We start from the raw sequence: 26,364 nt of genomic DNA on the forward strand, positions 1-26,364 counted from the left end.
GTTTTTTCTTATAGACTAACTTTGAATTGTTGAACCTGGGTAGCTGTTACTACTTTTACTACATAGATACCATGAATCAAGCTTGATAGATTCATTTCATTGGTGTCATTGGCGGTTGCAACTTGAGTACCATTGAGGCTATAGATTTTGATATAATTAGCTTTATCGCCCAAGATATGTAAATGGCCATCGGTTACGGTTACATTGAGCGTTTCTGTAGAGTTGAATACATTCTCGTTTGCTGTTATGCGGTTGAGGGCTGTGATCTCTACATTGTCTAGCGCAAGGGCCTGAGCTCCATTAGCTGCTGTTCCTGATGCTACCGACAGATTCCATGCAAGATAGAGATCTTTTCCGGATGCGATCGTTACATCAAGATCTTTCTTGATACTTATACTTACACCGGGAGTTTCGGCATAACCTTCGGTGGCATTGTCTTTCTCAAAGAAAGTATAGAAATTTTCACCAGCAGTTGTCCAAAGGATGCCATCGGACGAATAATGGAGTTGTGCGGCAAAACCGGCTGCATTATTACCTTTACGATACTTCTCGATATCATATGCGACAGAGAGTCCTTTGATGTCTTCGCTACTAGTGTTGCGCATATGAAGATATACGTTGATACAACGAGTGGCATTGTCGACACCTGTAGAAATACCTCCTATGGCACGGTCGGTAGACTCATTGGAAGTACCGGCACCAAAATTCCAGATACCGTTCTTTGCATTGGAAGCTATATTGTTAGCTCCGGTTTGTTCTGTTTGTTCAACAGCTACCGTAAAGGTGCCGACTGTACGAGGTGCACTAAGTTGCTTGTCAATACGCCAGCCTGTAGGAAGTGTAGCTGTAGCTTCGGTACCTATTCTGTCAAAGTTTTCGCTAATAGACTTAACATTTTCACCAAACTCTACCATTGGTTCGTCTTTCTTAATATTCTCAGCTTTACCAATAGTCAATGTGGCCGATTCTGAGTATTCTGCAGTAGCAGCAGTGATAGTATACTTACCAGTAGTACCATTAGAGGTAAAAATGTGATTTTCATCCAATGTTCCTCCACCGCTAACAGTCCATGCTGTAACAGGGGCCTCTTCCATTGGTAAACCGAATTGGTCAACTACTTTTGCAGAAAATTTAATTTTGCCTGCGTGATGATCTACCGGATTGACAAAAGCTGACATTGTAGAAGTAGCATATTGACGCATTGACTGGGCTTCTTCTACAGATATAGCTTCAGGATAATAATTTATACTATTGGCAGGCTCATTATAAATAAGGGCATATTCCAGGCAGGCAGCCAGATAAGTAGCTGTGAGAGTAGGATGCCGGTTATCACTATACAAAAGATTACATATTTCACTTCCCTCGTTATCGAATACTGCTTCATAGGCAAGCCCTACGGGACAAATGGTTACACCTTGTTCCTGAGCTACAGCCATATAGTTATCATACAGAATCTTATTATTGGCTTTGAATGTATCCCATTCATTATATGCCCAGTTCATAGGTATGATAATTTCGGCATTAGGGTTGGGACAATTGGCACGGATGTATTCTTTCCACATGCGTACCGATTCGCGGAACTCTTTGAGATTAGTACGGGGGGTAGCACTTTGTTCCTGAAGAATAATATGAGTCCAGGCTTCTGAACGTACCATCATTTTTGCAGATGGAGTTCCTTCACTGGTAAGCATATCGCCTTCATTGTAATGAGTGAGGAGCGATTTACCAAGAAGTGTATGAGTTGTCCATGAAGCACTCTTTCCCATATGAGCGGCAATCTCGTTGAATACTTTATATTGGTCGTTGTAGTCGATAAGACTGTTATTCAGTGATAATATTTTTACCTCTTCGGGCACTTCAGTGAGGAGTACGGCATCCTGCGGCATCACTTGTATACCCGATGCTACTGATGGAATATCTTCACAGTTGAATGTACCAGTGTTTATATTGAATGTAACTATATAAGTACCGGGTCCTGTGGTGATACATCCTTCACTATTGCGTTCAAGTGTACCCGATGTTTTGTGGCCTGAAGTATTTGCTCCGCCTGGATTACCCCAGGTGCCGGCCATGCCCAGGTGTTCATATATTCGCCAATAACACACATTCTCTCCCGAAGCGGCTACCATAGTAACTGTGCCTTGATATTCACCGTCATTGGCTGTAACGCTAAGTTTACCGGAAGCATCATTGAAATCCCAGTTGTTATTATCTCCAATAACATAGACTTCTGTAATTTCACTATCGCTATCGATACTACCTTCGAGTAGAAGGGTGGCACTGCCATCTTCTCCACGGGTAAAAGTTATTTTTGAGCACTTAAATTTGTCACTGCATGTAATATTACCACCGTCTGAAGCAAGTGCATAAGGTTGCCCCAATTGGATGCTGCCCGAACCGGCACCGTAGTTATATGTTCCCCAGGAACTGTCACCAATCTTAAACTGGCCATAAATTTCTTTATCGGTAAGAGTATAAACTCCATTACCTTCATCGACAAATTCCCATTCGGCGAGGGCGGACCAGTTGGTGATACCTCCTCGTAGATAAATTCCCGAACCAGCTTGCATTCTGAGAACGAACAATAATGCAAACAGAGTGAAAAAAAGTAATTTTTTGTTCATGATGTTAATATTAAATTAGTATTAAAATATAGGTTTCTAATTTTAAAAGTTTTTTTGTACAATGATTTGGATATTCTCAAAATATCTATTGCAAATATCTCCATTATTTATTGTTTTGGTTGGTTCACAAAATAAAATCTAAATGTGCTAAAAAATAATTTGTTGTTTATTAGTTGATTAGATGCAAAAAGGAAAAGAAAAAACTAAAAGCTTTCAAATTGTTATGGTTACTCAATGAACGTTTTTTTACCACTCATTCTTGAATTTTATTTTGTTGGAATGATTCTTTTTACTTGGAAAATAACTGGTTGAAAACATAGTGTAGCATTTGGAATAATAGGTTGTGCTTATATAATGAATGAGTTGGAAATAAGGAAATGACTTTGCATTGTTCAGTTTCTTTTTTTGTGATGACTGTTGTTTTTAGGGATAGAACAACTATCTTTGTACGTCGTGAAACGTAGAATTTATACTTATGAAACAACATCTCCACCTCTTAATTCTATTATTATTTGCTCTTCCTGTCGAAGCCCAGCCAACGTTAGAGTCACTACTACGTGCAGTGGATGCTGCTATTGAAGACAGTGAGCAATACGAGAAAGATAAAATGCAGCGGATTACTTTGATTAAAGATGGGTTAAAGGTTTCAGGCCTTTCGTTAGAAGAAGAATATCGGATTAATCTTCGTTTGTATACAGAGTATGAGGCTTATATTTGTGACTCTGCCCGGCATTATATCAATCGAAATATCGAACTTGCTGTGCGGTTGAATAACCGTGAATGGCTGAATGAGTCAAAGTTAAAAAAAGTGCATATTCTGGCTACTTCAGGATTATATGCCGAGGGACTTAGGTTATTGGAAACAATTAACAAGCAACATCTTTCGGATAGGCTGTTGGTTGATTATTATATGGCTTTTGAGAATATTTATCTTTATTATGCAGAGTATGCTCAGGATGATGAATATATGCCAGGATATCTGGATAAGATGAATAGTTACCGGGATTCTGTACTTATGATTGTTCCCGAAGGATCTTATCAATATGTTATTGTTCAAGGGCCTATGCTTATATATCATCAACAACCCAAGGAAGCAGAGAATCTTTTAAAAACCTACATATCAGGGGTGTCTTCTGATACGAGGGAATATGCTATACTTACCTCTATATTAGCTTTTACTTATCAAAATGACAGTCAGTTGGAATTACAAAAAATGTGTTTGGCTGAAAGTGCAATTGCAGATATTAAAGCCGTGGTGAAGGAAAATAATTCTCTTCGTGCACTTGCCGAATTACTTTATGAAGAAGGCGCTATAGAGCGGGCAAATAAATATATGAAGAAGAGTATGGCAGATGCAAGCTTTTACAATGCCCGTTTACGCAATGTGCAGTCCTCCAAAATGCTACCGGTGATAGACTCTTCTTATCAGTTGGAAAAGGAGATGCAACGTCGGAAATTACAAGTTTTTTTAGGGGTGATTAGTATCTTATCTTTATTCTTGATATTGACCATCGGCTATGTAATTCGACAGTTGAAAAAATTAGCAAAGACACGTAGGGAAGTAATTTGTGCCAATAACGAATTGCAAAAATTGAATACAGATTTGGTAGAAGCCAATCATAGGCAAAAACTGACCAATAATTCATTGACAGAAGCAAATTGTATTAAGGAAGAATATATCGGCCGTTTTCTAGGCTTGTGCTCTGCCTATATCGATAAATTGGAAACCTATCGGCGTATGTTGAATAAAAAGGCGGCCTCGGGTAAAGTCGAAGAACTGTATAAGACCTTGAAATCGTCTCAGTTCATTGATGATGAACTAAAAGAGTTTTATCAGAATTTTGATAATTCTTTCCTTAATATTTTCCCTGACTTCGTGGAATGTTTCAATTATCTGTTGCCCGAAAGTGAGCATATCCTTCCGAAGCAGGGAGAGCGCCTGACAACGGAACTTCGTATTTTTGCATTGATTCGTCTTGGGATTATAGACAGTGCAAAGATCGCAAGCTTCTTGCGTTACTCTATAACTACTATTTATACATATCGTTCAAAATTGAAGAATAAATCTTTGTATCGGGACAATTTTGAAGAGCAAGTGATGAAAATAGGTTCTTTTAGAGTATAAAATGTGCTTTGTGTTCTTCTTCGGTATTTAGTTTTTGACTATTCTTTATTTTTGTTATTGTTTTGATAATCAATCTTATATATTTTTTGTGATTTAGATTTATTTTAGTTCTAAAATTGAGAGTACTCTTTTTACTGATATTTGCATTACTGCTTCCGCAACGGAGGTATACTCTTATTGTTAATGTAAAATCGAAGTATTTATGAATGTAAAAAGAGCAAAACATTGTTTTTACCGGCATTTTCTGATCCTTGCCGGATTACTTGTTATGATGACGGCTTCGGCACAAGAAGTTACGGTGAAAGGTATTGTGAAGGATGTAGCCGGTGAACCGATTATCGGGGCCAATGTGACAGTGAAGGGAACTACTAACGGAACAATTACTGATATCGATGGTAACTATTCGCTTTCGGGAGTCAATCCATCTTCCGTACTTGTTTTCTCCTTTATAGGGTATAAAAATCAGGAAATAAATTGTGAAGGGAAGCGTGAGATCAACGTCACACTTGAAGAAGATTTCCAAACGCTGGAAGAAGTGGTGGTAGTTGGTTACGGTTCGTTGAGTAAGAAAGAGCTTTCCAGTTCTATTGTTCAGGTTGATAAGAATAAGTTTCAGCAAGGAGCAATGAATAATCCGATGGAGCTGTTGACGGGTAAGGTTGCAGGATTGAATGTGAATAACACAGCATCTGCTAATCCGAACTCAGGATCTTCCTTGCAGATACGTGGAGCTACTTCTCTTACAGCCTCTAATGATCCGTTGATTGTTATCGATGGAGTGGCAGGAGGTGATATCCGTAACCTTTCGTCACAGGATATTGAGTCTATGACGGTTTTAAAAGATGCTGGTTCGGCTGCTATTTATGGTACACGTGGTGCGAATGGCGTTATTTTGATTACGACTAAAAAAGGAGCTGGAGAACCGGGAACTGCCAAGGTTACTTATGATAGTTGGTTTGGTATAAATCTGGCCAATTCAGGGCCGGACATTCTTTCACCGGATGAATTCCGCCGTTCACGACGTGGTACGGATTATGGTGCTTCTACTGATTGGTACGGATTGCTGATGAGAGATTTCTCTTATGACAATAATCAATATATATCGATAGATGGTAGTACCAAGAATGGTTATTACGGTGCTTCCTTTAACTATAAAAAAGCAACCGGACTGGACTTGGTTAGTGCACGTGAAGAATATGGTGGCCGGTTTGTAATAGAGCAACGGGTCATGGATAACCGTCTGCAACTGAATGGTTCATTGAATGCTCGCCGGGTGAACGAAACATGGGGGAACGATGGCATGTTTGATACAGCTCTTTCCATGAACCCTACCATGCCGCTATATGCCGATAATGGAAATTATTATCAGCCTACATCGCCTACCGGTGCACGTAATCCGGTGGCAGAACTGGTGGATATAGACAACAACGGTCAACGTATGTATGTACTTGGAACGGCAGAAGCTAAACTGAATCTGCTTCGTACGGACAAACAATTGCTGAATACTTCTTTAAGCTATTCTTTGCACTATAATGATCTGAAACAGCATTATTTTACCCCTTCCACTTCAGGAGAATCTTACCAGTATGGCTATAAGGGACGTGCTGAAGTTACTTATCAAAAATGGTATACTCAACGTTTGGAATGGTTAGGCAATTATTCTCTTGATCTGCAAGATCATAGTATTAAGGCTGTAGCAGGTTATACTTACGAAGAATCCCGCTGGGAACGTCTCAATGCCTCCAATAGTGATTTTGCTTATGATAATCTGAAATGGCATGACTTAAGTAGCGGTAGTTTTCTTAAAGCAGGGCAGGCAGGAATGGGTACAGGACAGTCTGCTTCAAAATTGATCGGTGTTTTTGGTCGTGTAAATTATAATTGGAAAGATTTACTGATGGCATCGGCATCTATTCGTTACGAAGGTTCTACAAAATTCGGTAAGGATCATAAATGGGGAGCTTTTCCATCTGTTTCTTTGGCTTGGGAAATGGCCAATATGAAATTTATGAAGGGAGTTTCTGCAGTGGTTAATAGTTTGAAACCTCGAATTTCTTATGGTGTAACGGGACGTTCGGACTTTAGCTCTTATCTTTCTTTGGCTACATATAGTACTAATGGGAGTTACCTGATGGGAGAGAGTTGGGTGAATGGATATGCTCCTTCCGTTAATGCCAATCCAGATTTAGGTTGGGAAAAAGGAATTAGTACCAATGTGGGTGTTGATTTTGTTTTCTTTAAAAACAGACTAAGGGGATCTATTGATTGGTTCGATCGTCAGTCTAAAGATCTACTTTATAACTATACTGCTCCACAGCCTCCATTTGTTTATAAGGATCTTCTTGTAAACGTAGGTACTACACAAAACCGTGGTTTTGAATTGACTCTGGAAGGAGATATATTCAAGGGAACAAGGGTGGAATGGACTTCCGGTATCAACTATTCTTACGGAACTACCAAGTTGAAAGTACTTTCTAATGATATATATCATGCATCTTATATCGAATTATACCAGAAACCGGGAGTTGGTAGTAGTGAACACTTTTTCCGTATACAGGAAGGGGGCAAGGTAGGCCAGTTCTTTGGTTTTGAATACGCCGGTGTAGAAAATGGTAATATGATGGTTTATACAGATGAAGGAGAAATTGTTTCTGTTTCTGATGCTGAGAAAAAAGGAGATCAGTATAAGCGTTATATCGGTAACGGAACACCTACCTCTTTTCTCTCTTGGAGTAATACTTTACGTTATAAAAATTTTGATTTAAGTATCTTCTTCCGGGGAGCTTTCGGGTTTGATATATTTAATATGCGAAAGTATGGTATGGGTTTGCAAGGCTGTGGTACAGATAATGTGCTTCGTGATGCTTATCTGAAAGATAAAGATATGGTGACAGGGGGCGGTGTTATCTCTTCTTTCTTCCTCGAAAAAGGGGATTATGTGAAACTGGAAAACATAACTTTGGGGTATAACTTCACTCCAAAAGCTAATAAGATATTGGATGGTATGCGTGTTTTCCTTTCTGCTAAAAATCTTTTTACCCTGACCGGATATTCAGGTAATGATCCTTCCATTGTATCTGTCAATGGATTAACTCCGGGAGTGGATATCAATAGTGCCTATCCCACTGCTACACAACTAAGTGTGGGAGTTACTTTGAAATTTAAATAACCGAATAGAATCATTCAATAGAACGAAAGATTATGAAATATATAAAATATAACTGGCTTTTAATAGCCATCCTGAGCTTTTCTATGTCATCTTGCTTCAATCTGGACGAAGAAGTATTTGACAGAGTGGATTCTTCAATTTATTATCAAAACGAGAATAGTGTGAAAGCCGCTGTTGCTTCTATCTATAGCAATGGGGCGTTGAGTTATATCGAATACTTCTGGTATCTTCAGGAGTTTTCTGCCGATCAGGTTTCCTGGCGTTCGTGGAACGGTGGATTGTGGGGATATGATGAAGGAGAGAAGTTTGTTCTTTCTACACATACATGGACACCTGATTCAAAGATTATCCGTACAACATGGGAAACTGCATGGACCACGATCGGGTTATGTAATACGCTGCTTGTTGACTTAGAGTCATTGGATGCTGCTTCTTTGAAGATGACTGCCGAAAAACTAAATACTTATATCGGTGAAGTGCGTACTTTACGGGCATGGGCATATTACAATATCTTCGAAATATGGGGAGGTGCATTACCACTTAATATCTCTGTAGGTACCGATATCCCTCCGACTGCAGACCCTGATTTCGATACGAGTTGCAAGAAGATCTATAGTTTTATCATAAGCGAACTGGACGATTGCGTAAATGATCTGAATAAAAATGACGTGAATCGTATGAACCAGGCCGTGAACCGAATAATTAAAGCACGTTTGCTATTGAACTCTGAAGTATTTATCAAAGAAAATCATTATGCAGAATGTGCTACGCTTTGCCAGGAACTGTTGGATAATAAATATGGTACATATTCCATCGCAGAGGATTATCGCGATATTTACTCTATAGACAATATTAATTGTCCGGAAGTAATAATGGCTTTTGCTTTTGAAATTGGACAACTCAATGGTGGATGGATGCGCGATATGCCTTTCCTTCCTTATAATATATGGGATTATTTTGGTGGTACATATCAGCAGAGTCCTTGGAATTGTGTGTGTCTGACTCCTTCATTTGATAACTCTGGTAATGTAAATACCTACGGGGGAACGGACAATCCGAAGTGCTTTCTTGATGCTCCTTATAATGATAAGCTGGGCGCTATATACGAACGGTATGATGACCGGGATATTCGTAAACAAAATTATATATATGACGAAACCAGCAATAGTTATAAAGGTATGTTCCTAAAAGGTGCTATCAAGGCAAACTATGGAACGGGAGAAGCGTTGACAGCTGATGCTGACCGTGATGGACAACCAATTGTATATGTGGATCAGGTAGGTACATTTATGAATAAAGGCCGTAATCTGGAAGATGTGATGTCTCCTCGGTGGGGAGAAACAACCTCTGGGGTACGATTGGTAAAATATCCGATTTATCCGGCTACTACAGGTATTGATTTTCAGGATATTGATGAAGTTGAATTTCGTCTTTCAGAAGTAGTCTATATGCTTGCCGAATGTAAAATGCGTGCCGGAGATGCCGGAGGAGCTAAAGAGTTGGTGAATAGTGTACGTCAACGTTATTTTTCTGCTACTGATTGGGCTCAGGTGAAGGATGAACCAGGGCGTGGTTACACCGATTTTGATATGGATTGGATGCTGGGACAATGGGGGATGGAGTTTTTATCCGAAGGTCGCCGTCGCCGTACTGATCTACGCCGTTTTGATAAATTCACACAAGGACAGTGGTGGTTCTTTGGCCGTGCTACAGAAGATGGTAAAACGCTTCCTGCCAAACGTGATCGTAAATATGAATGGTATCCACTTCCGTCATCAGCTTTATTGGTTAATCCGGGATTGATCCAAAATTCTAATTATAATTAACTTTAAACCATAATATCCATGAAGAGGAATCTTATTTATTTGCTACTGGTATTGCCTTTACTAGTTTTACTGGGTAGTTGTGACGATAAAGAGGAAATTGTGTTTGACCATGAATTACCTCAGTTTGAATTGAAAGAAAATGCCATCTTACTGGAAGTTATTATGCCGCAAGGTACAAGTAAAGATGATGAAATTTATATTGTTGGTGAGTTTAATGGCGGAGAAGACGTTGCTGTGGAACAGTTGGAGTGGCGTTTGGAGAAAGCCTCCAATAGTGAAGTAAAATGGGGAATTTATCTGATCCCTTCTACTTTTAAAGATGGAAAGACGCTTGCCGACGGATTTTATTTCTTTTCTAAGAAGAATGGTGCGGAACGTACTGTGAAAAATGAAGACTCTATACATCGACTGGATATAGGTATCGGAACACGTACTAATGTATGGGTGAATCGTTGGGAGTCTTATTTTGAACCGGAAGATCCGGATGAAGAGACACACGATGGCTATGTGATTTATGTAGAAGATAATTCCACTTGGGAAACATTGTCTCTTTATGCATGGGGGGATGCTGAACTTGGTGGAGGCTGGCCGGGTATTCAGGTAACAGGAACCAAAACAATAGGAAAGGTAACCTATAAATACTTTGACACGGGCGAATCTTTCAAAGGACTGAGCATAAATTTGATTTTCAACGATAATGGAGGGGGAAAACAACTGGAAGGAGAAGGACTTAATATAACATTGGATCGCGACTATTATTTCCGTATTACAGATACAAGTTATGAAGAGATAATTTTGAGTGACTATGAAGGATATACTATATATATAGAAGATGCCACTACCTGGGGAGTTCAGAATGCATATGGATGGGCTGATGGCGGTGATATAACCCCTAGTTGGCCTGGTATTGCTGTGACCGGAACGAAGGATATCAATGGGGTAACTTATAAATATATAGAAATGGGCGAAGACCTGAATGGTAAGTTCATGAATCTTATTCTCAATGGGGGTACTTCACAGGCAGCTGATATTCCGGTAACGTTGGATCGTGATTATTATTTCCGGGTGACGGATAGCGGTTCTACAGAAGTGGACCCGTATGCACCGGAACCGGAAGAGCCGGAAGAACCGGGTGAAGCTCATTTCATTTATGTTATCGATAATACCGATTGGGAAGGGCTTTCTCTTTACGGATATGGTGGTGCTGTGTTGGGAGGTGCTTGGCCGGGACTTTCAGTGACCGGGACAAAAGAAATAGATGGTATCGTTTACAAGTACTTCAGTATAGCTCCCGAAAATGACGGTAAAGAGATAAACTTGATTTTTAACGGAAATGGAGGAACGGTACAGCTTCCCGATCTGCCGATAACATTGAACCGTGATTATTATTTTACTATTACAGCGACAGGGTGTACAGAACTAGACCCTCCTGCTACTAATTAAAACTGAATGAAAAGATGAAACTTGGATATATTAAAACAGTTATACCTATGTTATTACTGTGCTTCTTTACGGGGTGCAGTGATAGCTCTGACGATAAAATGGGAGAGCCGGAAGTAATTCCTACTGGAGTGATTAATGAAGTTATAATGTACGAAGCCAATCTGAAGGTATTTGCCCGTACAGGAGCGTTTAATGCAATATCTTCCCGTTTGGACGAAATCAAGGCATTGGGTATTAATGTTCTGTGGTTGATGCCTGTCTATGAGGAGGGAGTGAAGGATGCAATCGGCTCACCTTATTGTGTGAAAGATTATAAAAAGGTGAATGAAGCATATGGCACTCTGGAAGAATTGAAAGCTTTGGTGAAGAAAGCACATGAAAAAGATATGAGAGTTATTCTGGATTGGGTGGCGAATCATACTTCCTGGGATAACGCTTGGATACAGAACAAATCATGGTATACACAAGATGCCGGAGGGAACATTGTTTCTCCTGAAGGGATGGGATGGACGGATGTAGCCGACTTGGATTATAGCAATACTGAAATGCGTGAAGCAATGTTGGATGCTATGAAGTATTGGATAACAGAAGCCGATGTAGATGGTTTCCGTTGCGATCATGCCGAAGGAGTACCCGATGATTTCTGGGCACAGGCTATCAATGAACTGAAGGCTTTGAAAGGAGCTGGATTGTTAATGTTGGCCGAAGGTTCTAAATCATCTTTGTATACAGCTGGCTTTGATATTGTATATGGATGGGAGTTTGCTTCGAAGTTGGGAGATGTTTTTTCCGGTAAAGCAACATTGTCTGCTCTTTATGATGTACACAAAAAGGAGTATCAGGAGGTACCGGAAGGTAAACAACGGTTACGTTATTCTACTAATCATGATTTGGCATCCGAACACTCACCGTTGCAGACTTATGGCAATGACCGCGGTGCAATGGCTGCTTTTGTAATTGCCTCTACGTTGGGTGGTACTCCACTTATTTATAGTTCTCAGGAGATTGCTTATTCTAAAGCGCTCTCTTTCTTCGATTATCAGCTGATGGACTGGAACTTAAATTCGGACTACTTAAATGAATATAAGAAATTGATGGAGATTTATACTTCGTCTTCTATGTTGAGAAGTGCAGGTGTAAAGATATACGATACCGGAAAAGCTGCTTCTTTTTATCGGGTGTCTGGTGATGAGGCCATCTTGGTTATTGCAAATACAAGTAGTACTACTGAAACTATTAAGGTCCCCATTGAACGTGTCGGCGATCGTATGAGAAACCTAATGGATAATGAAGTGGTGACACTTCCGGTTGCACTCACTATGGAACCTTATCAATATTATATTTGGAAAAAAGAATAAGGGTTATGCGAATCAAAAAGGTGTTGTTTTCAATAGGATTGCTGTCGTTGCTTTGTGCTTGTAACGGGCAACGGCAGCCTACTCAGCCAACGTATGTGTTGCCTGCCCCTGAAGATGTGATGATGTATCAGGTGAATCCTCGTGTATTTGCTCCCAGCAATTCTTTTAATACGGTAGGTACTTATCTGGACTCTGTCCGGCAGTTAGGCGTGAATGTCGTATGGTTTATGCCTGTAAATGAAGTAGGTGAAGAGAAGTCGGTCAACTCTCCTTATTGTGTGAAAGATTATAGAAAACTGAATCCAGAGTTCGGAACAATGGATGAATTCAGACGAGTAGTCAATCAATGTCATGATAGAGGAATGAGTGTTATTATCGATTGGGTGGCAAATCATACTTCGTGGGATAATGAGTGGCTGCAAACCAAAGACTGGTATATGCAGGACGCTGATGGGAATGTTATTTCTCCCCCTAATACCGGATGGCATGATGTTGCAGCCTTGAATTTTGATAATCAAGAGATGAGATTGTCAATGATTGATGCCATGAAGTTTTGGATAGATAGTGTCGGAGTGGATGGATTTCGGTGTGATGCGGCAGATTTTGTTCCATTTGATTTCTGGAAACAGGCGATTGATTCACTTCGTGCTATTCCGGCACATCGTTTGCTGATGTTGGCAGAAGGCAAACGAAAAGATCATTTTGAAGCAGGGTTTGATATGAATTATGCCTGGGATTTTTTGGAAGGAGTCCGGGATGTATTTTTGAAGGATAGCTGTGCTTCAGTGTTATTTGATATTGATCGTGCGGAATACGACTCTCTTCCGGAAGGGAGAGTAAAGTTACGGTTTACAACGAATCATGATGAGACGATGAAAATGTCTCCTATCCGGGAGTTTGAGGGAGAACGTGGAGCAATGGCGGCTTTTGTCCTTTCTACTTATTTGCGTGGGGGAGCTTTGATCTATAGTTCCCAAGAGATGGGATATCCGGACCGGATTGACTTCTTCCACTATTGTCCTGTAGACTGGAATTCTAAAAATGCGTTACGAAAAGAGTTTGAAACTCTGATGAAGCTATATAATGAATATCCTGCAATTCGTAAAGGTTCGATTAAAGAGTATCCGGATTGCAATGTATTTGTTTTTGAGAAAGTTTCCGGTACGGATCGCTTTCTTATAGCGGTAAATGTGCGTAATCAGGAACAGGACGTTGCTTTGCCGGAGGAATGGAAAAATCATATCTGTACTGATATGCAGACAGGTATTCGGGAGTATTTTAAAGAAATATTATCTTTGGAACCCTATCAATATAAAATATTTAAATATTAAATACATATATATAATTCATTATGAAATTGATACGAATTGGAATAATCGGGCTGTTGGCATTGTTGGCCTTACAGGTATCTGCTCAAAAGTTGGTTTCTCCGGATGGAAATCTGGTATTGGAGCTACAACTCAAAAAAGGTGTACCAACTTATCAACTTAGCTATAAAGGGAAGACTATTATTGAGTCCAGCCGTCTTGGACTTGAAATGGAAGAGGCTTCTTTGTCGGGTGAATTTACACAAACAGATGTGAAAAACAGTTCGTTGGATGAGACCTGGTCACCGGTATGGGGAGAGTATGCTCATATTCGGAATCATTACAATGAAATGGCAGTTACTCTGGTGCAGAAGCATCCCCAAAGCCGTACACTCTTGTTACGCTTTCGTCTGTTCGATGATGGATTAGGTTTTCGTTATGAACTTCCTGTACAGAATGAATTGAATTATCTGACTGTAAAAGATGAACTGACAGAATTTAATCTGACAGGTAATCATACCTTTTTTTGTATTCCGGGAGATTATGATACAAATGAGTTTGCTTATACTACCGCTCCGCTTTCGGAGATAAAGGAAGGTATGAAAAAGAACCTCAGGAAGAAGGGATATGAATCTCCTGCTACTTCTTTTACAGTGCAGACACCGTTGATGATGAAAACAGCCGGAGGAGTTTATATTAATATTCATGAAGCAGCTTTAGTAGATTATTCTGCTATGTTGCTCAATGTAGATGATGAGGCTTTCCGTCTTAGTGCCCATCTTACTCCTGACAAATTGGGCAAGAAAGGATATTTACAACTGCCTTGCCAGTCTCCTTGGCGTACAATTATTGTAAGTGATGATGCGCGTGATATCCTTGCTTCTCAATTGATTTTGAATTTAAATGAACCTTGCCGTTTTGAAGATACTTCCTGGATTAAACCATTGAAGTTTGTTGGAGTGTGGTGGGAAATGTTCACAGGGGATGGTAAAACTTGGGCATACAGTGATTATTATAAAGCCAAACCGGGAGTTACAGATTATAAAACATTATCTCCGAATGGTCATCATCCAGCTAATACAGCTCATGTGAAAGAATATATCGACTTTGCGGCCGAGCAAGGCATTGATGCTGTACTTGTAGAGGGTTGGAATGAAGGTTGGGAAGATTGGGCTTCTTACCGGAAGGAGAGACAGTTCCTTTTTAATAAACCATATCCGGATTTTGATGTGAAAGAGCTTCAGCAGTATGCAGCTGCAAGAGGGGTACGTATAATGATGCATCATGAAACATCGGCTAATGCTGCCGATTATGAACGGCAGATGGATCAGGCTTTTCAATATATGGTAGACAACGGATATAATGCGGTGAAAACCGGTTATGTGGGTTATATTATTCCTCGTAGTGAATACCATTCTTCACAATGGATGAACAATCATTATATTCATGTTGCAAAGCGTGCTGCCGATTTTAAAATAATGGTGAATAGCCATGAAGCTGTCCGTCCTACAGGATTATGCCGGACGTATCCCAATTGGTTGGCTCAGGAGTCTGCCCGTGGAGGAGAGTTTGAGTCAATGGGGGGGAATGATCCAGATCATACAACCATCCTTCCATTTACCCGTCTTAAGGGCGGACCGATGGATTATACTCCGGGTATCTTTGAAACCCGTTTGAGTTATTATGGTGATGGTAAGAAGAACGAACGGGTACATACTACATTGGTTAAGCAGCTTGCTCTTTATGTTACCATGCCGAGCCCTGTGCAAATGGCGGCTGACCTACCCTCCAATTATCGTCGCTTCATGGATGCTTTCCAGTTTATAAAAGAGGTTCCTGTAGATTGGGCAGACAGTCATTATCTTGAGGCTGAACCGGGAGATTATATTACGGTTGCCCGTAAAGCTAAAGACCGTGAAGAATGGTTTATCGGTGCTATTACAGATGAAAATCCCCGTACAGCGGTTATTCCTTTTCGCTATTTGTCAGCAGGCAGGAAGTATGTAGCTACTATCTATGAAGATGGTAAGGATGCCGACTGGGATGTGAATCCACAAAGTTATCGGATTCGTAAAGTAGTAGTGACTAATAAGAGTCTATTGAAACAAAAGCTGGCTTCCAGCGGTGGAGTGGCTATAAGTCTGAAAGAGGCTACCAAAGAAAGTCTTAAAGGGCTGAAAGAAATTAAATGAGGGAATTTTCCTGCATTTAATATTAAAGTTAACAATAAGAAAAGCACGGGCCGTGAGGTTCGTGCTTTTTGCTATATAGAGATTTGGGTTGAGAGAGTTTATAATGCAGATTGCTTCCTGATCAATTTTCTTTTATAAGGTAATACACTGGTTATTCTTTGATTGATTAAAAAACAAAAACTATTTTGTTTAATTTGTACGGATTTCTTTTCTGTTTTAATAAATGAAAGTTATAATATTTACTATAAAATAATGAGCAATACCAAAAGATTTTCTATCTTTGCAAAACTATATCTGGGGTTGACTGGATTTGACAGCGGGCAGAAATAGTGAGTAAGCATGCAGTGCGTCGTTGATTGGCACTTAAATCTCAGTCCTCAAAATTTTATCTGGCGAAACTAATTACGCTCTTGCTGCTTAATCGAATCATAGTAGATTAGCTTAATCCAGGCACCAGGTGCCAGGACGAGACATCACTCGGAAGCTGTTGCTCCGAAGCATTCCGGTTCAGTGGTGCAGTTACATCGGGGATAGCCTGAAGTGGCCTCGCGTTTTGGGTGAAACTTAAGAGGATAAGGTAATGGTTGATGGCTTTGGTTCTGCCGTTACACGAAAAATTAGGCAAAGATAAGCATGTAGAAAGCTTATGATTTCCTCGTTTGGACGAGGGTTCGACTCCCTCCAGCTCCACACAAAAAAAGAAACCACTCTTTTAAGGGTGGTTTCTTTTTTTATGTTCATCCAACAAATATGTGGTTATCAAAAAAGTAAGTACAAGATTTATTAAAAAAGAGATGTAAGATAGTATATGAATATTTATTCTTGTGTAATCGCTTGATTTATAGCTAATATATATACCCTGTTTTAAGATATACAAGAGTGTACACCTATGTGAGTGTTAATTGTACACTCTTGCCATACTATATTGTACACTCTTGATAAACTAAAATGTACACTCTTGTAAGGTAAATCCAAAGTGTTAAAAAACACATTAACACTATTAGCAAAATGAGTGTTTGTTGAATGAACCTTTTTTGTGTATATGATAGATGATAATTATTATCCTTTCTCTTTCAGAATCACATCATGTGCGCCACCTTCGGTAATGCTTGTTGATGAAACCATGGTGATCTTGGCATTTTGTTGCAATTCCGGGATATTGACAGCACCACAACTACACATGGTAGCTCTGATTTTACCCAGAGTTACAGCAAGGTTGTCTTTCATCTTGCCTGCATAAGGTACGTAACTGTCTACACCCTCTTCGAACTTCAATGACTCTGTTCCACCCATATCATACCGTTGCCAGTTTTGTGCACGATTGGAACCTTCACCCCAGTATTCTTTTACATAACTGTTTTTGATACATAACTTTTTAGTAGGAGATTCGTCAAAACGGGCAAAATAACGTCCCATCATCAGGAAGTCAGCTCCCATAGCCAAAGCAAGCACCATATGATAGTCCTGTACCAGGCCACCATCACTGCAAATAGGTACATAGATACCCGTTTGAGCTTTGTATTCGTCACGTGCTTTGGCTACATCCTGCAAAGCGGTTGCCTGTCCACGTCCAATACCTTTCTGTTCGCGGGTGATACAGATAGAACCTCCGCCAATGCCTACTTTTATGAAATCGGCTCCGGCTTCTACCAGGTAACGGAACCCTTCTTTATCAACAACATTACCGGCACCAACCAGTACCTTGTTACCATATTTTGTTTTGATCCATTTCAGTGTTTCATACTGCCATTCCGAGTAACCATCTGAAGAGTCAATACAAAGTACATCTACACCGGCTTCTATCAGAGCAGGAACACGTTCCATATAGTCACGGGTATTGATTCCGGCGCCTACCAATAGTTTCTTATCCGGGCTGGATACTTCATTGGGATTCTCTTTATGGCTGTCATAGTCTTTACGGAAGACGAAATAAGCCAGATGTTGTTCTTTATCAATGATAGGAAGGGTGTTGAGTTTATGATCCCAGATTATCTGATTGGCTTCACTTAGTGTAAGCCCTACTTCACCTACAATCAGTTTTTCAAAAGGAGTCATGAAATCTTTGATCTTTTTGTCGCGTGCATCTCTTGATATGCGATAGTCACGGCTGGTAACGAGTCCTAATAGTTTGCCATTCGGGGTACCATCGTCTGTAATACCAATAGTAGAATGCCCTGTTTGTGCAAGCAGGCGGGGTACATCGTCCAACGTATGTTCCGGTGTCAGGTTTGAATCGCTTGTGACAAAACCAGCCTTAAACTTTTTCACTTTTCGCACCATCTCTGCCTGGCTGGCAATGGGTTGTGAACCAAAGATAAAAGAAAGGCCTCCGTTACGTGCCAATTCAATAGCCAGTTCAGGGCCGGATACAGATTGCATGATTGCTGAAACAAAAGGGATATTCAATTCGATTGCCGACTGTGCACCCACATTGTGTTTTACCAACGGTGTTCTCAATGAAACATTAGAGGGGACACACTGCTTGGTAGTAAGACCGGGAATAAGTAAGTATTCACCAAAAGTTCTGGAAACTTCTTCTACGTAGATTGCCATAAGAATTTTTATTTTTATGGCATGCAAAATTACTCATTTTTTTGAGATTCAAAGGTATGGGAGAACTTTTTTTATTTTTATATCTGTTTTCTTGTCGTGAATGCTTCACTCTTCTATGCATCATTTTCTCTTTTCTTGATCTTTATATTGTTCTTTTAGTTTGTATAATTACTCTTTTACTTTCTATTTTTCAATATTTTCGGAGTCTGCTAAACAATTTGAATGTATAATTCGTTGTTATATCAGTCGGATTGATTTTGTGCGTTTCCCTCATCTCCATTATACTCAATGTCTGATCAATAAGATTGATATAAGAATATAAATAGTATTTCGTTTGTTTAATTCCTATACCATGAAGGGGCAGGATTTGAATCGTGAAGGAGCACGTAAAATAAGATCACCTACTCACGCTGTGAATAGGGCAGCATTACTTCTTTTTAAAGTCTGCTGAATAGTTTCTGATTTTTACAAACTACTTTCTTTCAATTTAAATTTTATAAAAAATGAAATATGCATTATTTATTGTTATAATGATGTATGGCTTAGTGTGTAATGCCGGCATCTGTAAACACGTATCAGGAAATGGAGAAACAGATAACCGGTCTATTTTCCGAATTCAGCAAGACGTGTGCGGATACATGTGGTTTTTGACTTATAACGGGATAAATCGCTATGATGGCACTTCTTTGAAACACTATGATTTACAGGCTGATAACGACTCGATTGACTTTTATTCAGTTAATAGCGAACTTTTTACTGATAGTAAAAAAGAATTGTGGGTGCTTACGCGAGATGGTTATTTGTTATCCTATAACAGGAGCTGTGACCGTTTTGAAGGTTATTCTGACTTTCGAAAGCATATGGAAGGAACGTTTATGTTTCTAACTCTTGATAGTTTGGATAATTTTTGGTTTTGTAGCAAAGATGAATTGTATGTCTGCTATTTACCTACCAAGGCCGTACGTCGGATACAGCACCCTTTTGGGTATATAACAGGAATATTGCCTGTGGGGAATAGTCAGTATTATCTCAGCTCTGATCGGGGTGTTTTTTCTTTTTCTTTGTTGGATGAGAGTATTACAGATATTTCTCAGGAACTGTCGGGAGGACACTGTAAGCAGATATATAATCTGTTTTACTCTCCCAAGTGGCATAATCTTGTCATTGTTGACCGGTCGCAAGGGATAAATATTTTTGATTGCGATAATAATGAACTACTCTGTTCTCATAAAAGCTGGAAGGATCTTCGGGTAAATAACCTGAAGTTATTGGGAGAGGATAATCTTCTGATTGCTACCGATGGAGTAGGAGTTTTTCAAATGAATATGGAGAATTATCAGATCACTCCTTTTCTCGATACTGATATTGGAAAAGAAATGGGTATCCGCAGTAATCGAATTGCCGATTTGTATGTGGATGAATACCAACGCCTATGGGTTGCTGATTTTCCGGATGGAATAACGATGTATACGCCACCTGGTCAGGAAAGATATAAATGGTTCAGGCACATTGAAGGAAATAATCAATCGCTACTTAATGACAGGGTAAATGCTGTGCTGAGGGATTCGGAAGGGCATATTTGGTTTGCTACCGATAAGGGAGTTTGTTGTTATTCTCCTGAGACTCATCAGTGGCAGGAGCTGACATCAAACTTACCTTGTAAGTTATACACCTCTCTTTGTGAATTGCCTTCGGGAGATATTTGTGTGGCCAACTATATGCATGGATTATTTCTGATTCGTAAAGATGAAATGGAAATAGGGGATAAATTTGCTGATGCAATATCTGCCAATGTAGTTTTTCCAAAAGACGATACTTATGTATGGATAGGTACTGACTGTGGGTTATATTTACTAAATGGGAAAACTCAGGAATGGAAAAGGATTAACTTGCCTGTGTCTTCACAACCTTTTATCCGTTCACTCTATCAGGATGAATATGGAAAGCTTTATGTTGGTACAGGGGGGAAGGGGTTATTAATTATAAATCAGGAAGAGGATCAGACTGAAATTTATGCCAGTGAATACATTCGTGACATTTCTTTGATTGTACCGGATGGAGATTGTATGTTGATAGGAACCGGAAAAGAACTTTATAATTTTAATCCGGCGAATAAGGAATTTCATTTATTATTGGGAGGAATTGACAATCTTACTTCCGGAAGTTCTTTGAGGGACGGAATTTTAATGTTGGGCACCTCTATGGGAGCATTCCGGTTTGATAAACAGGCATCATTTTCGTTGAATGGTATTCATCCATATCTGTATTTGGATAATTTTAGTATTTTACATCAGCTGATTACTACTACCACGAAGAATACTCCCCTAAACCATGCTCTGAATTATACGAAAGTGTTGAATTTGGGTTATGATCAAAATACATTCTCATTTACAGCTGCTACTATAAATTATGATGCGTCTGAATTGATTCTGTATTCATGGAAATTAAATAACCGGAAGTGGACTCCACCTACCCGAAAAAATCTTATTTCTTTTTCCAATCTTACTCCGGGAGAACATCTGGTGTCTGTGCGGGCAGTATCCGCGCAGAATGGTAATCCGATTTCACAAAGAAATATGCGGGTCATCATACATCCCCCCTTGTGGCAAACGAGAGGGGCTTTTTTATGCTATGGCATATTGATCGTGTTATTGGGATTTCTGTTTGTTTATCTTTGGTTGGTATGGAGACAGAGAAACTTATCCAGGGAAACAGTGAAAGTCTTTGTTAGTGCCGCCCGTGATGTGTGTATGCCATTGACATTGATTAAAAATCCATTGGAAAATCTATGTCGGCAGTATTCTTCGGATACTCTTAAAAATATTTTGCAACAGATCAAAGGTATTGATAGTATGTTTACTAATTTAGTTACTGTTGGGCGTATAACTTCTCATCCCCGACGGCTCTCTTTACTCGAAACAGAGTTGAATACTTACTTGGGTGAAACAATAGAATCCATATCTTCTTCTGTAAAGCAGAAAAAAATAAAATTGCATTGGGAAGGAACCCCCGGTTTTGCACATGTTTGGATTGATAAAGAAAAGATGACGGCCATATTACAGGGGCTATTAGAAATGATAGTTGATTGTATGAATGAGGGAGAAAGTATCGAAATAGTTACTGTATATACTTTGCGAAACTGGAAAATTAAATTAGAATTTACAGATAATGACTGTGTTAAAAAAAAATGCTATATCACAAAAAAGGGAAGGAAACTTACTCATTTGGCGTAATAAGTTGGTTGCTAATCCGTAGATTAATACAATTACATAAAGGAAAAATTCTTTTCTGTTCAAACAAAAATAAAAAAGCATCTGTCATTCTTACTTTCCCTATCGTTTTCAGAAAATTCTCAAGTGTGCAGGATTCATTGTCAGTTACTTCATTATTCAGAACTTCATTTTCTACTTATAAAAAACATCCGGATGAGGAGGCTTTTTTGTTGAGAGACACCGTTTACGGGAAGTTTTCAGAAAGAGAAAATCGAGAGAAGCATTCTATCCTGTTGGTGGAAGAAAATCGAGAATTCAGTTCATTCTTAATACAGGTGTTATCAGAAGAATACAATGTTTATACGGTATCTAAAGCAGAGTCTATCTGTGATGTAATACGTAAAGAACGACCGGAGGTTGTACTTTTGGCTGAGGCTTTTGATATGATTTCGGGAGAAAAACTTTGTCTTCAAATAAAATCTGATGTGAAAACTGCTCATATTCCTGTTATTCTATTCAAAGATCCTGTGAATGTGGGAGATGATTCTCAAAGAGTGGCAGATTGTTGTTTGGCGTTGCCTCTCGATATATCTCGCCTGCGGGTAGAGATAAACAACTTAATATTTAATCGCCGGATTATAAGAAAAAGATATATAACATTGGTACTTGGTGGTAAAGATGAGTCTAAATCCGATCTTGAAGATGCTTTCTCCGGAGATGAACAAAATTTTCTTGATAAAGTACGGAGGCTCGTGGAGGAGAATCTTTCCAATCCCGATTTTAATGTGGATATGCTTAGTGCTGAAATGAATATGAGCCGGTCCGGTTTTTATACCAGGATCAAATCGATCACTCATCAGGCACCGGCCGACTACATTCGTACGGTGAAGCTGAATAAAGCGTTGATTCTATTGATGAGTAAAAAATATACGGTAGCCGAGGTAGCAGATCTTACAGGTTTTAGTGATCCGAAATACTTCCGGGAGGTTTTTAAGAAGTATTACGGGGAATCGCCCAAAAAGTTTGTGAATAGTTTATAACCGGAGGTTAGTGAAATGAAAATCCGTGTAAATCCTATTAGGATATATGCGGATTTTCTTATATTTGATCCTCGAAACAAAAGATTGTGGAGCGAAAAATAATTCATATTGACATGGACGCATTTTATGCTTCCGTAGAGCAGCGGGATAATCCGGAACTGCGTGGCAAACCGCTTGCTGTAGGGCATTCGGAAGAACGGGGTGTAGTGGCGGCTGCCAGCTATGAGGCTCGTCGTTATGGGGTACGTTCGGCCATGGCATCGCAAAAAGCCAAGCGTTTGTGTCCACAATTGATCTTTGTTCCCGGACGAATGGAAGTGTATAAATCCGTATCACGTCAGATACATGAAATATTTCATGATTATACGGATATCATTGAACCACTTTCACTGGATGAGGCTTTCCTGGATGTGACGGAGAACAAACAAGGAATCCGGCTTGCTGTAGATATAGCTTGTGAAATTAAAAAACGTATTCGGGAAGAATTGAACCTGGTAGCTTCCGCCGGCGTGTCTTACAATAAATTTTTGGCAAAGATTGCTTCGGACTATCGTAAACCCGACGGCTTGTGTACCATTCATCCGGATCAGGCAATGGATTTTATAGCTACTCTGCCTATTGAATCATTTTGGGGAGTAGGGCCAGTGACCGCTAAAAAAATGCATTCTTTGGGTATTCATAATGGATTACAGTTACGCACATGTTCGGTGGAAATGCTTATCCGGCAGTTTGGTAAGGTTGGTACATTGTATTATGATTTTGCCCGTGGAGTAGATCTTCGCCCGGTAGAAGCTATTCGCATCCGTAAATCTATTGGTTGCGAACGAACATTAGAGAAAGATATCTCTTTACACTCTTCAGTTATTATTGAACTGTATCATGTGGCAGTGGAGCTGGTAGAGAGATTACATCGAAAGGAATTTAGAGGAAATACACTGACGTTAAAGATTAAGTTTCATGATTTTAGTCAGATAACGCGTAGTATCACCCAGGTTAATGAACTGATGAATTTGGATAAGATTCTTCCCTTAGCAAAACAGTTATTAAAAGAGGTGGATTATGAACATCACCCTATTCGGTTGATAGGACTTTCTGTTTCCAATCCGAAAGATGAAATGGAAGAGCAACACGGAGTGTGGGAACAACTTAGTTTTGAATTTAGTGACTGGGGATAAGGATTACAAAGTAGATATATAATGTGATGATAATACATTTTATAGGTAATAAATTTGCTGTAAAACAGAATATTATATATCTTTGCAGCATGACAATGACTTTTAAATCGGATTTGGTTTTATAAACAATCTGTATTTCTGATACAGATTGTCCTTTCGTTTGCTCTCGGATAACCCTTTTCGAGAGTGGTTTTCTATTATTATAATTCATGTTTAATCTACGTACAATGATGAAGGCATTGTTATGCTTTCCGTGTACGTAAAATATATTAAGATAATGAGTAACGAAAATAAAACAATTCACGATTTCGAACTTAATTTAATCTGTGATTTTTTTTCCAATATGGAACGACAAGGACCTGGAAGTCCTGAAGTAACACTGAAAGCATTGGGTTTTACGGATAACCTCAATGATAAATCTCTTATTGCCGATATTGGTTGTGGAACAGGTGGTCAGACAATGGTATTGGCTCAAAATGTTCCGGGGAAGATTATCGGGCTTGATTTTCTTCCTAATTTTATTGAGATTTTCAATCGTAATGCAAGGCAGTTGGGTTTGCAAGACAGGGTAAAAGGTATTGTGGGTTCAATGGATAATCTTCCTTTTCAAAATGAAGAATTAGATATGATTTGGTCGGAAGGAGCCATATATAATATTGGCTTTGAGCGTGGACTGAATGAGTGGCGCAAGTATTTGAAAACAGGAGGGTATATTGCTATTTCTGAAAGTTCGTGGTTTACAGATGAGCGCCCAGCGGAAATCAATAAATTCTGGATGGATGCATATCCTGAGATAGATACAATTCCTCACCAAATAGCCAAAATATGTAAAGCGGGATATCTTCCTGTTGCTACATTTATTCTGCCGGAAAATTGCTGGACAGAACATTACTTTGCTCTGAAAATTGCAGCCCAGGAGATTTTTCTTAATAAATATGCAGGAAATGAAACAGCCGAAGAATTTAGTGCACTTCAATCTGTTGAAGAAGAACTGTACCGTAAGTATAAAGAATTCTATGGTTATGTATTTTTCATCGCTAAAAAGATAAGACAATGATTAATTTAAATAATTATGGTTGGAATAGTAGATTAAACCAATTGAAACAAAAATCAACATATAGCACTTTTACTCATGGACGAATATCCATTGTACACCGTACCTGTTATGAAGTTATTTCTGAGAATGGACTATTTCAGTGTGAACTCACAGGAAATATGATGTATGGAAAATCGGATTTTGAATTACCTTGTACTGGCGATTGGATAATATTTCAACCGTTCGATGATAATAAAGGGATTATAGTTGATATGTTACCTCGTGAACGGACATTGTATCGCAGGAAAAGTGGAACAGTTGCGGATAAGCAAGCTATTGCTTCATATATTGATAAAGCGTTTATCGTGCAAAGTCTTGATAATAATTTCAATGTTCGCAGAATCGAACGCTTTATGGTTCAACTATTGGAAGAAAATATTAATTCTGTATTGGTACTTAATAAAGCAGATTGTGATTTTGATAAGCGGAAAGTTGATGAGCAAATGAAACATATTGTTCGTCAGATACCGGTATTTTTTACCAGTATCTACCAATCTCAGACTATTCTACAATTACGGGAATCGATATCAAAAGGTGAAACGGTTGTATTTGTCGGTTCCTCAGGTGTCGGAAAAAGTTCATTGGTTAATGCATTATACGGAAAAACGGTATTGCTTACGTCTGGTGTAAGTTTGGCCACGGGAAAAGGAAGGCATACTTCAACCCGGCGGGAAATGGTGCTAATGGACGAATCTGGAGTTTTAATCGATACTCCGGGAATCCGGGAATTTGGTTTAGCTATTGATAATTCCGATTCACTTATAGAAGCTTTGGAAATCTCTGATTATGCGAATATGTGTCGCTTCAGAGATTGCAGACATATAAATGAACCAGGATGTGCCGTTTTAGAAGCAGTAAACCGTGGTGTATTAGACCATAAAATTTATGAGAGTTATTTGAAACTTCGACGGGAAGCTTGGCATTTCTCCGCTTCGGAACATGAAAAACGTAGAAAGGATAAATCTTTTGCGAAACTAGTGGAAGAAGTAAAGAAGCGTAAGGTTAATTTCTAATTTTTATTTAAAGAGAAGGTGTGTCAAAAGTCTGAGAAAGCTATCAATATGTAACTTTAGAAACGCAGATTAACACAAATGACCGCGGATTTAATTTAATCTTTGTGTAAATTAGCGTTAATCTGCGCTTTAATGATGGTTAATTTACTTTATTGACACACCCTCTCTTTTATTTCAATATAGACATAGATTTAGGAGATAATTTTGATTATAGCCTGGAATTAACCGATG

At 39.1% G+C, this 26,364-nt stretch carries 14 protein-coding genes and 1 other RNA gene; 13 read left to right on the forward strand and 2 right to left on the reverse strand.

What is annotated here, in order from left to right; translation table 11 throughout:
- Positions 1-8: 8 nt before the first annotated feature.
- On the reverse strand, positions 9-2,624 hold the full coding sequence (locus tag K8P02_RS02335; protein ID WP_025867407.1) for a DUF4886 domain-containing protein: 2,616 nt from the start codon (positions 2,622-2,624) through the stop codon (positions 9-11).
- Positions 2,625-3,099: 475 nt separating this feature from the next.
- Here K8P02_RS02335 and K8P02_RS02340 point away from each other — a divergent pair, with 475 nt between their 5' ends.
- From K8P02_RS02340 to ssrA, 8 genes are all read left to right on the forward strand, one after another.
- Positions 3,100-4,749 carry a DUF6377 domain-containing protein gene (locus K8P02_RS02340; RefSeq protein ID WP_025867408.1) on the forward strand — a complete coding sequence of 550 codons (1,650 nt, stop codon included), beginning with the start codon at positions 3,100-3,102 and terminating at the stop codon, positions 4,747-4,749.
- 202 nt (positions 4,750-4,951) lie between these two features.
- Positions 4,952-7,918, forward strand: coding sequence for a SusC/RagA family TonB-linked outer membrane protein (locus K8P02_RS02345; RefSeq protein WP_002559667.1), 2,967 nt, complete (start codon positions 4,952-4,954; stop codon positions 7,916-7,918).
- Positions 7,919-7,950: 32 nt separating this feature from the next.
- A complete protein-coding gene (locus K8P02_RS02350) occupies positions 7,951-9,744 on the forward strand; it encodes a RagB/SusD family nutrient uptake outer membrane protein (RefSeq protein WP_002559668.1) in 1,794 nt (597 codons plus the stop codon).
- 18 nt (positions 9,745-9,762) lie between these two features.
- Positions 9,763-11,187 carry a starch-binding protein gene (locus K8P02_RS02355; RefSeq protein ID WP_002559669.1) on the forward strand — a complete coding sequence of 475 codons (1,425 nt, stop codon included), beginning with the start codon at positions 9,763-9,765 and terminating at the stop codon, positions 11,185-11,187.
- A 47-nt stretch (positions 11,188-11,234) separates the two neighbouring features.
- Entirely contained in the window at positions 11,235-12,545 is a 1,311-nt protein-coding gene (locus tag K8P02_RS02360; protein ID WP_223381931.1) for an alpha-amylase family glycosyl hydrolase, read from the forward strand.
- 5 nt (positions 12,546-12,550) lie between these two features.
- Positions 12,551-13,876: an alpha-amylase family glycosyl hydrolase gene (locus K8P02_RS02365; protein WP_002559671.1), complete on the forward strand. Its 1,326-nt coding sequence runs from the start codon at positions 12,551-12,553 to the stop codon at positions 13,874-13,876.
- 20 nt (positions 13,877-13,896) lie between these two features.
- Positions 13,897-16,044: a glycoside hydrolase family 97 protein gene (locus K8P02_RS02370; RefSeq protein WP_002559672.1), complete on the forward strand. Its 2,148-nt coding sequence runs from the start codon at positions 13,897-13,899 to the stop codon at positions 16,042-16,044.
- 296 nt (positions 16,045-16,340) lie between these two features.
- Positions 16,341-16,737: a transfer-messenger RNA gene (gene ssrA, locus K8P02_RS02375) on the forward strand.
- Between the two features lie 366 nt (positions 16,738-17,103).
- Here the strand turns inward: ssrA and K8P02_RS02380 are convergent.
- On the reverse strand, positions 17,104-18,597 hold the full coding sequence (locus K8P02_RS02380) for an IMP dehydrogenase (RefSeq protein ID WP_025867410.1): 1,494 nt from the start codon (positions 18,595-18,597) through the stop codon (positions 17,104-17,106).
- Positions 18,598-19,100: 503 nt separating this feature from the next.
- Here K8P02_RS02380 and K8P02_RS02385 point away from each other — a divergent pair.
- The 5 genes from K8P02_RS02385 (at position 19,101) to rsgA (ending at position 26,133) form a co-directional block, all read left to right on the forward strand.
- On the forward strand, positions 19,101-21,830 hold the full coding sequence (locus tag K8P02_RS02385) for a ligand-binding sensor domain-containing protein (RefSeq protein ID WP_223381932.1): 2,730 nt from the start codon (positions 19,101-19,103) through the stop codon (positions 21,828-21,830).
- Positions 21,831-21,955: 125 nt separating this feature from the next.
- Positions 21,956-22,849, forward strand: coding sequence for a response regulator transcription factor (locus K8P02_RS02390; protein WP_223381934.1), 894 nt, complete (start codon positions 21,956-21,958; stop codon positions 22,847-22,849).
- A gap of 83 nt (positions 22,850-22,932) precedes the next feature.
- Positions 22,933-24,024: a DNA polymerase IV gene (dinB, locus tag K8P02_RS02395; RefSeq protein ID WP_122201304.1), complete on the forward strand. Its 1,092-nt coding sequence runs from the start codon at positions 22,933-22,935 to the stop codon at positions 24,022-24,024.
- 244 nt (positions 24,025-24,268) lie between these two features.
- Positions 24,269-25,081: a class I SAM-dependent methyltransferase gene (locus tag K8P02_RS02400; RefSeq protein ID WP_025867411.1), complete on the forward strand. Its 813-nt coding sequence runs from the start codon at positions 24,269-24,271 to the stop codon at positions 25,079-25,081.
- Positions 25,078-26,133 carry a ribosome small subunit-dependent GTPase A gene (rsgA, locus tag K8P02_RS02405; protein ID WP_007484487.1) on the forward strand — a complete coding sequence of 352 codons (1,056 nt, stop codon included), beginning with the start codon at positions 25,078-25,080 and terminating at the stop codon, positions 26,131-26,133. Before K8P02_RS02400 ends, rsgA begins: the two co-directional genes overlap by 4 nt.
- Positions 26,134-26,364 lie beyond the last annotated feature (231 nt).

It is taken from the genome of Bacteroides nordii, from assembly GCF_019930665.1.
Classification (GTDB): domain Bacteria; phylum Bacteroidota; class Bacteroidia; order Bacteroidales; family Bacteroidaceae; genus Bacteroides; species Bacteroides nordii.